Source organism: Microbacterium barkeri (assembly GCF_027921765.1).
Lineage (GTDB): Bacteria > Actinomycetota > Actinomycetes > Actinomycetales > Microbacteriaceae > Microbacterium > Microbacterium barkeri.
Genome location: NZ_BSEJ01000017.1, coordinates 1 through 13815, shown reverse-complemented (window position 1 = coordinate 13815; position 13815 = coordinate 1). Strand labels below are relative to the sequence as shown.

At 72.5% G+C, this 13815-nt stretch carries 15 protein-coding genes; 9 read left to right on the top strand and 6 right to left on the bottom strand.

The genetic code is table 11. The features are described 5' to 3' along the window. Positions 1-39: 39 nt before the first annotated feature. The gene (locus PKE79_RS14590) at positions 40-546 is read left to right on the top strand and encodes a GNAT family N-acetyltransferase (RefSeq protein ID WP_271174439.1); all 507 of its coding nucleotides are present in this window, start codon (positions 40-42) and stop codon (positions 544-546) included. A gap of 26 nt (positions 547-572) precedes the next feature. Beyond that, entirely contained in the window at positions 573-1073 is a 501-nt protein-coding gene (locus PKE79_RS14585; RefSeq protein WP_271174438.1) for a hypothetical protein, read from the top strand. Between the two features lie 7 nt (positions 1074-1080). Here the strand turns inward: PKE79_RS14585 and PKE79_RS14580 are convergent, their stop codons facing one another. The 6 genes from PKE79_RS14580 to PKE79_RS14555 all read right to left on the bottom strand — a co-directional run bounded on the left by PKE79_RS14580 (position 1081) and on the right by PKE79_RS14555 (position 6189). Next, positions 1081-2547, bottom strand: a complete 1467-nt coding sequence (locus PKE79_RS14580; protein WP_271174437.1) for an FtsX-like permease family protein — start codon at positions 2545-2547, stop codon at positions 1081-1083. Further along, the gene (locus tag PKE79_RS14575) at positions 2544-3341 is read right to left on the bottom strand and encodes an ABC transporter ATP-binding protein (protein WP_271174436.1); all 798 of its coding nucleotides are present in this window, start codon (positions 3339-3341) and stop codon (positions 2544-2546) included. The genes PKE79_RS14580 and PKE79_RS14575 overlap by 4 nt, the downstream gene beginning before the upstream one ends. Before the next feature lie 85 nt (positions 3342-3426). Further along, entirely contained in the window at positions 3427-3822 is a 396-nt protein-coding gene (locus PKE79_RS14570; protein ID WP_271174435.1) for a type II toxin-antitoxin system VapC family toxin, read from the bottom strand. Beyond that, positions 3819-4076, bottom strand: coding sequence for a FitA-like ribbon-helix-helix domain-containing protein (locus PKE79_RS14565; protein WP_271174434.1), 258 nt, complete (start codon positions 4074-4076; stop codon positions 3819-3821). The genes PKE79_RS14570 and PKE79_RS14565 overlap by 4 nt, the downstream gene beginning before the upstream one ends. 78 nt (positions 4077-4154) lie before the next feature. After that, entirely contained in the window at positions 4155-4790 is a 636-nt protein-coding gene (locus tag PKE79_RS14560) for a response regulator (RefSeq protein WP_271174433.1), read from the bottom strand. Between the two features lie 124 nt (positions 4791-4914). Next, the gene (locus PKE79_RS14555) at positions 4915-6189 is read right to left on the bottom strand and encodes a sensor histidine kinase (RefSeq protein ID WP_271174432.1); all 1275 of its coding nucleotides are present in this window, start codon (positions 6187-6189) and stop codon (positions 4915-4917) included. Positions 6190-6421: 232 nt separating this feature from the next. On the opposite strand from PKE79_RS14555, the gene PKE79_RS14550 reads away from it, so the two are divergent. Genes PKE79_RS14550 through fdxA form a run of 7 tightly spaced genes read left to right on the top strand, consistent with a single transcriptional unit; the run spans position 6422 to position 13593 of the window. Next, on the top strand, positions 6422-8155 hold the full coding sequence (locus PKE79_RS14550) for a nitrite/sulfite reductase (protein WP_271174431.1): 1734 nt from the start codon (positions 6422-6424) through the stop codon (positions 8153-8155). Further along, positions 8152-8895, top strand: coding sequence for a phosphoadenylyl-sulfate reductase (locus PKE79_RS14545; protein WP_271174430.1), 744 nt, complete (start codon positions 8152-8154; stop codon positions 8893-8895). The genes PKE79_RS14550 and PKE79_RS14545 overlap by 4 nt, the downstream gene beginning before the upstream one ends. After that, on the top strand, positions 8892-9824 hold the full coding sequence (gene cysD, locus PKE79_RS14540; protein WP_271174429.1) for a sulfate adenylyltransferase subunit CysD: 933 nt from the start codon (positions 8892-8894) through the stop codon (positions 9822-9824). The genes PKE79_RS14545 and cysD overlap by 4 nt, the downstream gene beginning before the upstream one ends. Further along, on the top strand, positions 9824-11140 hold the full coding sequence (locus tag PKE79_RS14535; protein ID WP_271174428.1) for a sulfate adenylyltransferase subunit 1: 1317 nt from the start codon (positions 9824-9826) through the stop codon (positions 11138-11140). Before cysD ends, PKE79_RS14535 begins: the two co-directional genes overlap by 1 nt. Next, entirely contained in the window at positions 11133-11927 is a 795-nt protein-coding gene (gene cobA / locus PKE79_RS14530) for a uroporphyrinogen-III C-methyltransferase (protein WP_309299977.1), read from the top strand. Before PKE79_RS14535 ends, cobA begins: the two co-directional genes overlap by 8 nt. Further along, the gene (locus PKE79_RS14525) at positions 11924-13276 is read left to right on the top strand and encodes an FAD-dependent oxidoreductase (RefSeq protein WP_271174427.1); all 1353 of its coding nucleotides are present in this window, start codon (positions 11924-11926) and stop codon (positions 13274-13276) included. Before cobA ends, PKE79_RS14525 begins: the two co-directional genes overlap by 4 nt. Then, positions 13273-13593, top strand: coding sequence for a ferredoxin (fdxA, locus tag PKE79_RS14520; protein WP_271172157.1), 321 nt, complete (start codon positions 13273-13275; stop codon positions 13591-13593). Before PKE79_RS14525 ends, fdxA begins: the two co-directional genes overlap by 4 nt. The last annotated feature ends 222 nt before the right edge of the window (positions 13594-13815 follow it).

Here is a 13815-nt window from a genome sequence, read left to right as displayed (position 1 = left end):
CCCTGGCGCGGGCGTCGCCGGATGCGGCATCGTGCTGAGGTGGAGACGACGATCGAGATCCGGCGAGCGCGACCCGACGACGCCCGAGGGCTCGCGGAGGTGCACATCCGCACCTGGCGCATCGCCTACGCTCACCTCCTGCCGGCCGAGACGCTCTCGCGTCTGTCGGTGCCCGCACGGGCTCGGCGGTGGGAGCGCATCCTCCGGCAGAACCGCAATCCGACATGGATCGCGCTCGAGGGGCCACGCGTGCTGGGGTTCGCGTCGTCGGGCCCGGCCCGCGATCCCGAGCCGCCCGCCGAGCGGGAGCTGTACGCGCTCTACCTCGACCCCGATCGCCACGGCTCGGGCGTCGCCGACGCGCTGATCCGCGAGGCGATCGGCGACCGCCCCGCCTACCTGTGGGTGCTCGCGGGCAACGCCCGGGCCATCCGCTTCTACGAGAAGCACGGCTTCGCGCTCGACGGCGTCGAGCGCGTCGAGGACGCGGCCGACGGCACGCCCCTCCCCGAGCTGCGGATGGCCAGGGAGTCGTCCCGCGCGTGAGCCCCCGCCCGGTGCGACACTGGAGCATGCGGATCCTGCAGAAGCTCGTCCTCGACTGCGACGCCGACGCCGCCTGGCGCGCGCTGCACTCGCCCGCCGTGCTCGCGGAGCTCTACGGCCCGATCGTGCGCATGCGGCCGCTCGGCGCCGATCCGATGCCGCTCCAGTGGGAGTCGGGGTCGGACGCGGCGGTCCAGCTCGACACGGGGGCCATCCCGCTCGGCTCTCAGCTCATCGCGACCGTCGACCGCGAGAAGGAGGGCGGCGCCGTCCGCATCCTCCGCGACGTGGGGATGCCGCTCACCGGTCCGCTCGGCTCGCTCGACGTCTGGGACCACCAGATGGCGGTCTCGGCGACGGCGGATGGCCGGACGCTGTGGCGCGAGCGGCTCACGATCGGCGGGCCGACCGCTCCCCTGCTCTGGCTGCCGCTGTGGGCGATGTGGCAGGTGCGCGGCGTCCGCCTGCGGAAGCTCGCCCGCACGTGGGCGTTCGATCCGGAGGCGGACGCGGCCGAGGCCGGCTGAGCTCCTGTCAGTCGGCGGCCAGCGCCTCGACGGGTGCGATGCTCGTGGCCAGTCGCGTCGGCGTGACCGCCGCGACCACGGTGAGCACGGCCATCGCGGCGACGATCGCGAGCACGGGCGCCCACGGCACAGCGGGCAGGACGAGCGAGCCGGCCGGGCCGCCGGGATACGCCGGCACCGACCCGAGCAGCGACTGCGCCCCGGCCCATCCGTAGGCGATCCCGAGCACGAGGCCCGTGACGAGCGAGGCGAGCGTGATGTGCGTCGCCTCGAGGAGCACCATCGCGCGCACCTGGCGCCCGGAGAGGCCGAGCGAGCGCAGCAGCCCGAGCTCGCGGCGCCGCTGCACGACGCCGATCGTGAGGAGGTTCACGAGGCCGACCGCGGCGATGACCGCCGACACCGCGACGAGGCCCATCATGATGTTCGCGAAGGTGTCCATGATCACCGAGAACTCGCTGTCGAGCGCGCCGCCCGCATTCGCCGTGAGCACCGCCTTGGCGGTCTCGGTCGCGACGGCGAACATCGTCACGAGCGTCACGCCCATGACCACGCCGATCGACATGCGGCTCGAGCGCTCCGGATGACGCAGTGCGTTCTCCGACGCGAGCACCGCGGTCGCGGACCTGCCGAACCAGCGCCCGACCATCCGGAGCACGGGGGGCATGACCGTCGTCGCGCCGAGGACGAGTCCCGTGAACGAGAGGAGCCCGCCCGCGAAGGCCGGGAGGACGCCGAGCGGCGTCACGAAGCCGCCCACGACGCCGACCCCGAGGAGCACGGCGCCGATCGCGAAGAGCACGATCGCGAGCACGTTGCGCGCGGGGCGCTGCGAGACCGCGTCGTGCGTCCGCTCGACGGAGCCGCCGAGCGCCTGGAGCGGCGTGACGGTGAGCACGCGACGCGAGCCGACCCACGCGGCCGCCCACGTCGTGAGCACGACGATCGCCGCGGGGAGCACGAGCACGGGCTGCGCGACGACGTAGCCGTGCCCTGCGACGCCGAGCAGCCGATCGCCCAGCGCCGTTCCCGCGTAGGAGAGCCCCACGCCCGCAGCCAGCCCGATGAGGGCGCCGATCGCCCCGACGACGAGACCCTGGCGGCCGACCTCGGAGCGCTGCGAGCGCGCGGACGCGCCGATGAGGCGCATGAGGGCGATCCGGCGCACGCGACCCGCGACGATCGTCGAGAACGTGTTGGCCGTCACGACCGCGGCGACGTACATCGCGACCGCGGTGAGGAGCACGCTGAGGATGGCGACGACGATCGCGAGCGTCTCGGAGTCGCCGATGTACGGGTCGTTCTGCAGGACGGCGCCGATGTAGCCGGTCGTCGTCACGAGGGTCACGCCGAACGCCGCCGACAGCGCGGCGACGAGCACGCTCGCGCCCATGCCGCGCTCGCGCAGGAAGGCGAGCCGAGCGGATGGCCGGACTGCGGCCGTCCGGGCAGGTGCCGCGGCGACCGCGGTCATCGCGCGGCTCCCGCCGTGGGGATGGCCGACGTCGCGGGAGCGGTCTCCGCCGCGAGCATGTGCACCGAGATCTGCTCGGGCGTCTGCCGCGGCTTGTCGGCGACGATGCGGCCGTCGCCGAGGAAGAGCACGCGGTCGGCGTAGCTCGCGGCGAACGGATCGTGCGTCACCATCGCGATGCTCTGGCCGTGCTCGCGGCTCGCGGCGGCGAGGAGGGCGAGCACCTCGCGCCCCGTGCGGGAGTCGAGGTTGCCGGTGGGCTCGTCGGCGAAGAGCAGGTCGGGAGCCGTCGCGAGCGCCCGCGCGATCGCGACGCGCTGCTGCTGCCCGCCGCTCAGCTCGTGCGGCTTGTGGCGCAGGCGCGGCGCGAGGCCGAGCGTCTCGATGAGCCCGTCGATGCGCGCGCGCTCGGCGCTCGACGGCTTGCGGCCATCCAGGTCGAACGGGAGCTGGATGTTGGCCTGCACGTCGAGCGTCGGCACGAGGTTGAACGCCTGGAAGACGAATCCCACGCGGCGCCGACGGAGGATCGTCAGCTCCTCGTCGCGCATCCCCGTGATCTCGGTGTCGCCGATCCAGACGCGTCCGCTCGACGGCGCGTCGAGCCCCGCCATGATGTGCATGAGCGTGGACTTTCCCGAGCCGGACGGCCCCATGATGGCGGTGAACTGGCCGCGTCGGATGCCGACGCTGACGCCGTCGAGAGCACGGACGCCGTTCTCGCCAGCGCCGTACTGCTTGGTGAGCTGCTGCACGCGCGCGGCGAGCCCCATGTCGGTGGTCGTGATCTCCATGCCTACGACGCTAGGAACCGACCCCCGTCGCGGTCATCGCCCGCCCGGCTCATCCGGCTACATCGCGAGGATGATCCCGCGCGCCTCAGGAGATGACGCGGACCTCGCAGCCGACGCCGGGGATGCGTGCGAGCTTCGCGTCGGTCGTGATGAGCGGCACTTGGAGGTGCTCCGCGAGAGCGACGTACGCCGCGTCGTAGGGGTTCGCGTTCGGCGAGAGGTCGACGATCCGCGACAGCAGAGGCCCGGTCGCGTGCACATCGAGTTCGGCGCGCGACACCTCGGAGACGGCCTCGCGGAAATCCTCGGCGGAGAGGTGCCCGCCGAGCAGCCGCCCTCGCAATGCGCTCACGACCTCGAGACGCAGGTGCTCCGGAACGGCCCAGTGCGGATCGGTCGCGAGCACATCGATGACTGCCAGCGCCTTCGGAGAACGGCCGATCACGTCAGCGAACGCCGAGGCGTCGACCACGAGCGTCATGCCGAGCCCGGCTCGTCGCGCTCGCGATCGCGCCTGATGAGCTCAGCCATCGACGGGCCCTCCCACGCGCGCGTCTCCTGCCCGGCGACTCGCGAGCGGATCTGGGCGAGCCAGGACGCGTTCCGGTGCCTGCGCGCTTCCTCGTCGAGGACCCGCCGCAGGTACGCCTGGAGTGAGACCCCGCGCTCGGCCGCCTCCGCGGCGAGCGCGGCGCGCGTCTCCTCGGGGACGTCGCGGATCTGGATGGCGACCATGCATGCATTATCGCATGCACGGGTCGAGCAGGTCGTTGCCGAGCGGCGCCGGCAGCTCGGCAGCCGCGACCGTGATGCTCAGGCCAGGCCGTGCTCGAACGCGAAGACGACGAGCTGCACGCGGTCGCGCAGGGCGAGCTTCGTGAGGATGCGGCTGATGTGCGTCTTCACGGTCGCCTCGCTGAGGAACTCGCGCTGGGCGATCTCGGCGTTGCTGAGCCCGCGGGCGGCGAGCGCGAAGATCTCCTTCTCGCGGTCGGTCAGCTCGCCGAACGCGGGCGGCGCCGGCCGCGGCGCCTCCGCGAAGTGCGCGAAGAGCTCCCGTGTCGCGGATGCCGCGATGACCGACGACCCGGCATGGACGGTGCGGATCGCCGCGAGGAGGAACTCGGGGTCGGCGTCCTTCAGCAGGAAGCCGCTCGCCCCTTCCCGGATCGCGCGCGCGGCGGCCTCGTCGAGGTCGAATGTCGTGAGCATGACGACCTTGGGCGGGTCGGGCTCGGCGAGGAGGTGCGAGGTCGCGGCGAGGCCGTCCATGACGGGCATGCGGATGTCCATGAGGACGACATCAGGACGGGTCGCCCGCACGACGGCGATCGCCTCCTGCCCGTCGCCCGCCTCGCCGACGACCTCGAGGTCGGGCTGCGACGCCACGACCATCCGGATCCCGGCGCGGAACAGCGCCTGGTCATCCACGAGCACGACCCTGATCATCCGTCTCCCCTTCCTCGCTCCACTCTTTCACGCACCCGCACGTGTCTCACTTTCCCCGGCTTTCCCGGCGCCATACCCGCACGAAACGAGACATGCAGGATCGGGGCGCGCCGGGCCCGGCGGGTCATACGGGGAGCGTCGCCTGCACGACCCAGTCGGCGCTCTGCGGGCCGGCATCGAACCGGCCGCCGACGAGCTCGGCGCGCTCGCGCATGCCGATGAGCCCGTGGCCCGCCGACTGCACGGGCGGAGCGTGGAGCACCTTCGTCCGCGCCGTCGTGACCGGCACCGGACGCGTGTCCGACGAGACCCTCCGGTTGCGCACCGACAGCGCGACGCTTCCCGGCAGCCACGCGAGATGGACGTGCACGGGCCCGCCGTCGCCGTGCCGCATCGCGTTCGTCGTCGCCTCCTGCAGGATGCGGTAGACCGCGAGCTGCACGGACGCGGGCGGCTCGCCGGGCGGAGCGGGGTCGACCGTCACCCGGAGGTCGACGCCCGCGGCGCGCACGTGCGCGTAGAGCTGCTCGAGGTCGGCGATCGTCGGCTGCGGCCCCTCGGCCTGCCGATGCCGCAGCTGGGTCAGGAGCATCCGCACATCCGACAGCGCGGAGCGCGCGGTCTGACTGATCGTCGCGAGCGCCTGGGTCGCGGCCTCGGGGTCCGCGGCGGCCGCGTACCGGGCGCCATCGGCCTGCGCGATGACCACCGCCAGCGAGTGCGCGACGACGTCGTGCATGTCGCGCGCGATGCGCCCGCGCTCCTCCTCCGCCGTGGCTCGCTCCTCGGCGAGCAGCTGCGCGCGCCGTGTCTCGCGGTTTCGGATGACGACGCGGAAGAGGGCGCCGAGCGTCCAGGCCAGAAGCAGGCTGAAGAGCGCCGCGCCGAACACGAGCATGAGCGACAGCACCGCCTGCAGCGGCGAGCTCGCTCCCCCGACGTATCCGACGTAGCCGATGCCCGCGATCGCGGGGCCGAAGACGAACAGGTACAGCGCGACGCAGAGCGCCCCCGCGCACGCCGAGGCGAAGCCCACCCAGAAGACGACGCGCGAGCCGTAGGCGGCGACCGCGAAGAGCACGACGAAGATCGCGACGTTCGCCGCCATCGGCTGCTGCCCCGTGCCCATCTGCACGAACGCGCCGATCCACGCGACCGCGAGCGACAGCGCCGGTGCGCAGCGGCTCAGCATGAGCGCGGTCGTCATGAGCGCGAGCGTCGCGGCGCCCCCGATCCACGAGAAGCCGTCGTCGTAGGTCGGCAGCAGCACGGCCGCGAAGAGGAGGAAGAACGCGCCCGTGAAGCCGTCGAGGATCCACTGCGCCGCCGACACGCGTCGGAAGAGCCCCCGCCACCGTGTGCGCAGGGGCGTGCTCGTGCTCGTTCCGGCGCCGTCCATCCCCTCCACGGTACGGGCCGGCGCGCGGCGCGGCATCCGCCGTGCGGCGTATCCGCCATCCGTCGCGAGTCGCACGGCTGATCGGATGGCCGCGCTGCGGCCCCGAGGACGACCCGCGTTGCGTCATGTGACGCTCTGTTTCGCCGCGTGTGACGGTCTGTTGCGCATGCGCGCGAGCCCCTCACCCTCCGCTCCCTAAGCTCGACCCACATCGAGCGAGCGGGAGACGAGCATGACCTTGAGCGAGACCGGCACGCAGGCCGCACCGGCGGCGGCGCGCGGGGCGCGCATCCGTCCGCCTCGCCCGTCGAGCAAGCCGAACGGGCAGTGGAAGATCGACGGCACCGAGCCGCTGAACGCCAACGAGCAGTTCAAGCAGGAGGACAACGGCCTCAACGTGCGCGAGCGCATCGAGACCGTCTACGCGCAGGGCGGCTTCTCCTCGATCGACCCGACCGACCTGCACGGCCGCTTCCGCTGGTGGGGCCTCTACACCCAGCGCAAGCCCGGGATCGACGGCGGCAAGACCGCGACCCTCGAGCCGCACGAGCTCGAGGACGAGTACTTCATGCTGCGGGTCCGCATCGACGGCGGCCAGCTCACGACCGAGCAGCTGCGCGTGATCGCGGGCATCTCGAACGACTTCGCGCGCGGCACGGCCGACCTCACCGACCGCCAGAACATCCAGCTGCACTGGGTGCAGGTCGAGGACATGCCGGAGATCTGGCGCCGCCTCGAGAGCGTCGGCCTGTCGACCACCGAGGCGTGCGGCGACGTCCCCCGCGTCGTCCTCGGCTCGCCCGTCGCGGGCATCGCGGCCGACGAGCTCATCGACCCGACCCCGCAGATCGACGAGATCACGCGCCGGTTCATCGGCGACCCCGAGCTCGCCAACCTCCCGCGCAAGTTCAAGACCGCACTCACCGGCCATCCGAGCCAGGACGTCGTCCACGAGATCAACGACGTCGCGTTCGTCGCCGTCGAGCACCCCGAGCACGGCGTCGGCTACGACGTGTGGGTCGGCGGCGCGCTGTCGACCGTGCCTCGCCTCGGTGAGCGCCTCGGCGCATGGGCCTCCCCCGACCAGGTCGCCGAGGTCTGGTACGGCGTCGCGCGCATCTTCCGCGACTACGGCTACCGTCGCCTCCGCAACAAGGCGCGCCTGAAGTTCCTCCTCGCCGACTGGGGCGTGGAGAAGTTCCGCGAGGTCCTCGAGACCGAGTACCTCGGCTACCGCCTCGCCGACGGCCCCGCCGCTCCGAAGCCGCCGACCCCCGGCGACCACATCGGCGTGCACCGCCAGAAGGACGGCCTCTTCTACGTGGGCGCGACGCCCATCGTCGGGCGCTCGTCCGGCACGCAGCTCGCGGCTCTCGCCGACCTGCTCGAGGCGCACGGCTCGACACGGCTGCGCACGACCCCGCACCAGAAGCTCGTCTTCCTCGACATCGCCGAGGACCGCGTCGAGTCGCTCATCGCCGGGCTCGACGAGCTCGGCCTCAGCGCGCGACCGAGCCTCATCCGCCGCGGCACGATCGCGTGCACGGGCATCGAGTTCTGCAAGCTCGCGATCGTCGAGACGAAGGAGAACGCGCGGATCGCCGTCCTCGAGCTCGAGAAGCGGCTCGCGGGGGTCGACCTCCCCGCGCCGCTCAGCCTGCACATCAACGGCTGCCCCAACTCGTGCGCGCGCATCCAGACCGCCGACATCGGGCTCAAGGGCCAGATCATCACGGATGACGACGGCAACAAGGTCCCGGGCTACCAGGTGCACCTCGGCGGCGGGCTCACCGCGCACGACCGCGAGGAGGCCGGCCTCGGCCGCACCGTGCGCGGGCTCAAGGTCGAGGCCACCGGCATCGCCGACTACGTCGAGCGCCTCGCCACCCGCTATGCGGAGAGCCGCGAGGGCGACGAGAGCTTCGCGCAGTGGGCACACCGCGTCGATGAGGAGGTCCTGCGATGACCGTCAGCCTCGCGCCGCGTCTGCAGACGCGCCGCTCCGCCGCCGAGCTCGAGGCGCTCGCCGAGGCCGGCGCCGCCGAACTCGGCAGCCTCACCGACCACGAGGCCACGCCCGCGCAGGTCGTCGACTGGGTCGCGCGCAACTTCGGCCTCGGCGCCGTCGCCGTCGCGTGCTCGATGGCCGACGCCGCCCTTCCGCACCTCGTCGCCGAGCAGCTGCCCGGTGTCGACGTGCTCTTCCTCGACACGGGCTACCACTTCGTCGAGACCGTCGCGACGCGCGACGAGGTCGAGCGCCGCCTCGACGTCCGGATCGTCGACGTGCTCCCCGAGCAGACCGTCGCCGAGCAGGACGCCGCGCACGGCAAGGACCTCTTCGCCCGCGACCCCGCCCAGTGCTGCGCGCTGCGCAAGGTCGCCCCGCTCCACGACGCCCTGCAGGGCTACGAGGTGTGGTTCACGGGCGTGCGCCGCGAGGAGGCGCCCACGCGCGTCAACACGCCGCTCGTCACGTGGGACGCGAAGAACGGCCTCGTCAAGGTGAACCCGGTCGCCGCGTGGACGTGGGACGACCTGCAGGCCTACGCCTCGCTCCACCAGGTGCCGATGAACCTCCTGCTCAACTTCGGCTATCCCTCGATCGGATGCCGCCCCTGCACGAAGCCCGTCGCCCCGGGCGAAGACCCCCGCTCCGGCCGCTGGGCCGGACTCGACAAGACCGAATGCGGACTCCACACATGAGCGACACCCTGACCGCGACCGCCGCCGCGCCGGCCACGCGCCTGAGCACGCTCGACCTGCTCGAAGCGGAGGCCATCCACGTCATCCGCGAGGTCGTCGCCGAGTTCGAGCGCCCCGTGCTGCTCTTCTCGGGCGGCAAGGACTCCGTCGTCGTGCTGCACCTCGCCGCCAAGGCGTTCCTGCCCGGGCGCGTGCCGTTCCCCGTGCTGCACGTCGACACGGGGCACAACTTCCCCGAGGTCATCCGCTTCCGCGACGAGACCGTCGAGCGCCTCGGCCTCACGCTCGAGGTCGCGAGCGTGCAGGACTACATCGACGACGGGCGCCTCCTCGAGCGCGCCGACGGCACCCGCAATCCGCTGCAGACGCAGCCGCTGCTCGACGCCATCGCGGCCGGCAAGCACGACGCGGTCTTCGGCGGCGCGCGCCGCGACGAGGACAAGGCGCGCGCCAAGGAGCGCATCTTCTCCCTCCGCGACGAGTTCGGCCAGTGGGACCCGCGCAACCAGCGCCCCGAGCTCTGGAGCCTCTACAACGGCCGCCACACGCCCGGCCAGCACGTGCGCGTCTTCCCGATCTCGAACTGGACCGAGCTCGACATCTGGCGCTACATCGAGCGCGAGGGCATCGCCCTGCCGCCCCTCTACTTCGCGCACGAGCGCGAGGTCTACCGTCGCGACGGCATGTGGATGGCCGTGGGCCCGTTCTCCGAGCCCCGCGCCGACGAGACGGTCGAGACCCGCACGGTGCGCTACCGCACGGTCGGCGACATGAGCTGCACGGGCGCCGTCGAGTCGGCCGCCTCGGGCATCTCGGACATCGTCGCCGAGGTGGCGGTGTCGACCCTCACCGAGCGCGGCGCGACCCGCGCCGACGACCGGATCAGCGAAGCGGCGATGGAAGACCGCAAGAAGGACGGCTACTTCTGATGAGCACGCTCGCCCCCTCCACCCTCTTCCGATTCGCGACCGCCGGGTCGGTCGACGACGGCAAGTCCACGCTCGTGGGCCGGCTGCTCCACGACTCCAAGGCCATCCTCGCGGACCAGCTCGAGCAGGTCGCGCGCACCTCGCGCGAGCGCGGCTTCGCGGGCGCAGACGGCATCGACTTCGCGCTGCTCACCGACGGCCTGCGCGCCGAGCGCGAGCAGGGCATCACAATCGACGTCGCCTACCGCTACTTCGCGACCGCCGAGCGCAGCTTCATCCTCGCCGACTGCCCCGGCCACGTGCAGTACACGCGCAACATGGTCACGGGCGCCACGACGGCCGACGCCGTCGTCGTGCTCATCGACGGTCGCAAGGGCGTGCTCGAGCAGACCCGCCGGCACCTCGCCGTGACGGCCCTCCTGCGCGTCCCGCACGTCATCGTGGCCGTCAACAAGATCGACCTCCTCGGCTTCGCTGAGGACGCCTTCGCACCCGTCGAGCGCCAGGTGCGCGAGGTCACCGACGAGCTCGGCGTCGCCGATGTGCACGTGCTCCCCGTCTCCGCCCTCGAGGGCGACAACATTGTCGAGCGCTCGGCGCGCACGCCCTGGTACACGGGCCCGTCGCTCCTCGAGCTCCTCGAGCAGCTGCCGGCCGCCGACGCCGAGGAGCGCGAGCTCGAGCCGTTCCGGCTTCCCGTGCAGATCGTCCTGCGCCCGCAGGGCGGCGTCTCGCCCGAGATCGCCGCGACCGACCCCGACGCCGTCGAGCGCCTTCGCGACTACCGCGCGTCGGCCGGCCGCATCGCGTCGGGAACCGTGCGCGCGGGAGACCGCGTGCGCGTCCTGCCCGCGGGCATCTCGACCACGGTGACCGCGGTCGAGATCGCGGGCGTCGAGGTCGACGAGGCGGCCGCACCGCAGTCGGTCGCCGTGCGCCTCGCCGACGACGTCGACGCCGCGCGCGGCAGCGTGATCGTGGCGGAGGATGCCCCGCCGCAGCTCTCGCGCGAGATCGACGCGCAGCTGTTCCTCCTCGACGAGCGCCCCCTCACGCAGGGTGCCCGCGTGCTCGTCAAGCACGGCACGAAGACCGTGCAGGCGATCGTCGACGAGATCGTCGAGCGCCGCGACCTCGACTCCCTCGCGCACGTGCCGGCCGACCAGCTCGGCGCGAACGAGATCGGCCGCGCGCGGATCCGCCTCGCCGAGGCGCTCCCCCTCGAGCCGTACAGCGTGTCCCGCCACTCGGGCTCGTTCCTCGTCATCCGGCCCGCCGACGGCCACACGATCGCCGCCGGCACCGTCCGTGACTGAGACCGCGCGCCGCGAGGGGCGCGTCACCCTCGTCGGAGCGGGTCCGGGCGACGCCGGCCTCCTCACCGTGCGCGGCCTCCGCGCGCTCGAGAGCGCCGACGTCATCGTCGCCGACCGCCTGGGCGCGCGCGGCGTGCTCGACGGCCTCGCTGCCGAGGGCATCGAGCTCCGTGCGGAGGTCATCGATGTCGGGAAGACGCCGGGCCACCATCCGATCCCGCAGGAGGCCATCTCGGAGCTCCTCGTCGAGATCGCCCTCTCCGGGCGCGACGTCGTGCGGCTCAAGGGCGGCGACCCCTTCGTGTTCGGCCGCGGCGGCGAGGAGCTGTTCCGCTGCCGCGAGGCCGGCCTGCACGTCGAGGTCGTGCCGGGCGTCACGAGCGCGAGCGCCGTGCCGGCGATCGCGAGCATCCCCCTCACGCACCGCGGGCTCGCGACCTCCTTCACGGTCGTCTCCGGGCACGATCAGATCGACGAGGTCGGCGGCGGCCGCGACCACACGGTCGTGCTGCTCATGGGCGTGGGCACCCTCCCCCATTCCGCGCATGTGCTGGGAGCCGGCCGCCGCGGCGGCGACTGCCCGGTCGCGATCGTGGAGGATGGATACGGGCCCCGGCAGCGCGTCACCTTCGGCACCCTGCAGACCATCGCGCACCAGGCCGCTCAGCGGAAGGTGCGCAATCCGGCCGTCGTCGTCATCGGCGACGTGGTCACCCTCAGCCCCTATGCACCATCCGAGCTCGTCGACGCCGTGCGTCGCGACTCCGAACGAAAGGCAGCCCTGTGAGCCTCGACAACCTGCGCGTCGCGATCGTCGGCGCGGGCCCTGCCGGGATCTACGCCGGCAACCTCCTCGCGAACGCCGTCGAGGAGGCGGGCGGATCGGTCTCGATCGACCTGCTGGAGTCGCTCCCCGCGCCCTACGGACTCATCCGCTACGGAGTCGCCCCCGATCATCCGCGCATCAAGGGCATCGTCAACTCGCTGCACGAGATGCTCGACTCGGGCCGCATCCGCTTCCTCGGCAACATCGAGGTCGGCCGCGACGTGTCGATCGAGGAGCTCCAGGAGCGGTACCACGCCGTCATCCTCGCGACCGGAGCCATCCGCGACGCGGCCCTCGACATCCCCGGCATCGACAAGGCGGGCTCGTACGGCGCCGCCGACTTCGTCGCGTGGTTCGACGGCCACCCGGATGTGCCGCGCACCTGGCCGCTCGACGCGCAGCAGGTGGCGGTCATCGGCAACGGCAACGTCGCACTCGACGTCGCCCGCGTGCTCGCGAAGCTGCCCGAGGACCTCCGCTCGACCGAGGTGCCCGACAACGTCCTCGAGGGCCTCGAGGGCTCGGCGGTGACGGATGTGCACGTGTTCGGCCGTCGCGGACCCGCCGACATCAAGTTCACGCCGATCGAGCTGCGCGAGCTCGGCGAGGTGCGCGGCGTCGACATCGTGCTCGACGACGCCGACTTCGAGGGCGTCGACCCGGCCGCGGCGCCGAACAACCAGATGAAGATCATGCTCCGCACGCTGAACTCGTGGCGCGGACGCGAGCTCACCGGCGCTCCCCGCCGCCTGCACCTGCACTTCTGGCACGCGCCCGCCGAGGTGCTGGGCGACGAGCGCGTCGAGGGCATGCGGTTCGAGCGCACGCGCGTCGAGGGCGACCGGGTCGTCGGCACGGGCGCGTTCGTCGACTACCCGCTGCAGGCCGTGTACCGCGCCGTCGGCTACTACGGCACGCGCGTCGAGGGCGCGCCGTTCGACGCCGCCCGCGGCGTCATCCCGAACGTCGAGGGCCGTGTCGACGGCGTTCCCGGCCTGTACGCCACGGGATGGATCAAGCGCGGGCCCGTCGGCCTCATCGGCCACACGAAGTCCGACGCGATGGAGACGGTCGAGCACCTCGTCGAGGACGCGGCCGCCGGATCGCTCACGGCCCCCGCGGCCGACGACGTCGTCGCGCTCCTCGACGAGCGCGACGTCGAGTACACCACGTGGCAGGGATGGCTCGCCCTCGACGCGCACGAGCGCACGCTCGGCGAGACGCACCGCCACCAGCGGGAGCGCGTCAAGGTCGTGCCCCGCGAGGAGCAGGTCGAGATCTCGCGCGCCGACGCGCTCGCACGCTCGTGACGTACGTCATCGCGCTCCCCTGCGTCGACGTCAAGGACCGCGCGTGCATCGATGAGTGCCCGGTCGACTGCATCTACGAGGGCGAGCGGTCGCTGTACATCCATCCGGACGAGTGCGTCGACTGCGGTGCGTGCGAACCGGTGTGCCCGGTCGAGGCGATCTACTACGAGGACGACCTGCCCGACGAGTGGCAGGACTACTACAAGGCGAACGTGGAGTTCTTCGACGACATCGGGTCGCCCGGCGGTGCGTCGAAGGTCGGCGTGATCGAGAAGGACCACCCCCTCATCGCCGCCCTCCCGCCCCAGGGCGAGTAGGCCATCCGCGAAGGCCCCGGGCTCCGGCTCGGGGCCTTCGCCGTGCCACCACCCGCCCCCGGTGGCCGGGTCGCCGGTCCGTGGTGGCCGGGTCGCTGGCCCTGGTGGCCGGGTCGCTGGTGGTCGAGCGTGTCAAATGGTGTGTGTAAGGGGTGCTGGTTCTCCTTACGAAAGGAAGCACGCACTTGGCGATCGACAAGGTGGCGCGGGAAGCGCGTCGGA

Coding starts and splice junctions, on each gene's coding strand:
- PKE79_RS14545 (WP_271174430.1), top strand. CDS start 8,152: ATGACCGTCAGCCTCGCGCCGCGTCTGCAGACGCGCCGCTCCGCCGCC.
- cysD (WP_271174429.1), top strand. CDS start 8,892: ATGAGCGACACCCTGACCGCGACCGCCGCCGCGCCGGCCACGCGCCTG.
- PKE79_RS14585 (WP_271174438.1), top strand. CDS start 573: ATGCGGATCCTGCAGAAGCTCGTCCTCGACTGCGACGCCGACGCCGCC.
- PKE79_RS14560 (WP_271174433.1), bottom strand. CDS start 4,790: ATGATCAGGGTCGTGCTCGTGGATGACCAGGCGCTGTTCCGCGCCGGG.
- PKE79_RS14575 (WP_271174436.1), bottom strand. CDS start 3,341: ATGGAGATCACGACCACCGACATGGGGCTCGCCGCGCGCGTGCAGCAG.
- PKE79_RS14570 (WP_271174435.1), bottom strand. CDS start 3,822: ATGACGCTCGTGGTCGACGCCTCGGCGTTCGCTGACGTGATCGGCCGT.
- PKE79_RS14580 (WP_271174437.1), bottom strand. CDS start 2,547: ATGACCGCGGTCGCCGCGGCACCTGCCCGGACGGCCGCAGTCCGGCCA.
- PKE79_RS14555 (WP_271174432.1), bottom strand. CDS start 6,189: ATGGACGGCGCCGGAACGAGCACGAGCACGCCCCTGCGCACACGGTGG.
- PKE79_RS14535 (WP_271174428.1), top strand. CDS start 9,824: ATGAGCACGCTCGCCCCCTCCACCCTCTTCCGATTCGCGACCGCCGGG.
- PKE79_RS14565 (WP_271174434.1), bottom strand. CDS start 4,076: ATGGTCGCCATCCAGATCCGCGACGTCCCCGAGGAGACGCGCGCCGCG.
- PKE79_RS14550 (WP_271174431.1), top strand. CDS start 6,422: ATGACCTTGAGCGAGACCGGCACGCAGGCCGCACCGGCGGCGGCGCGC.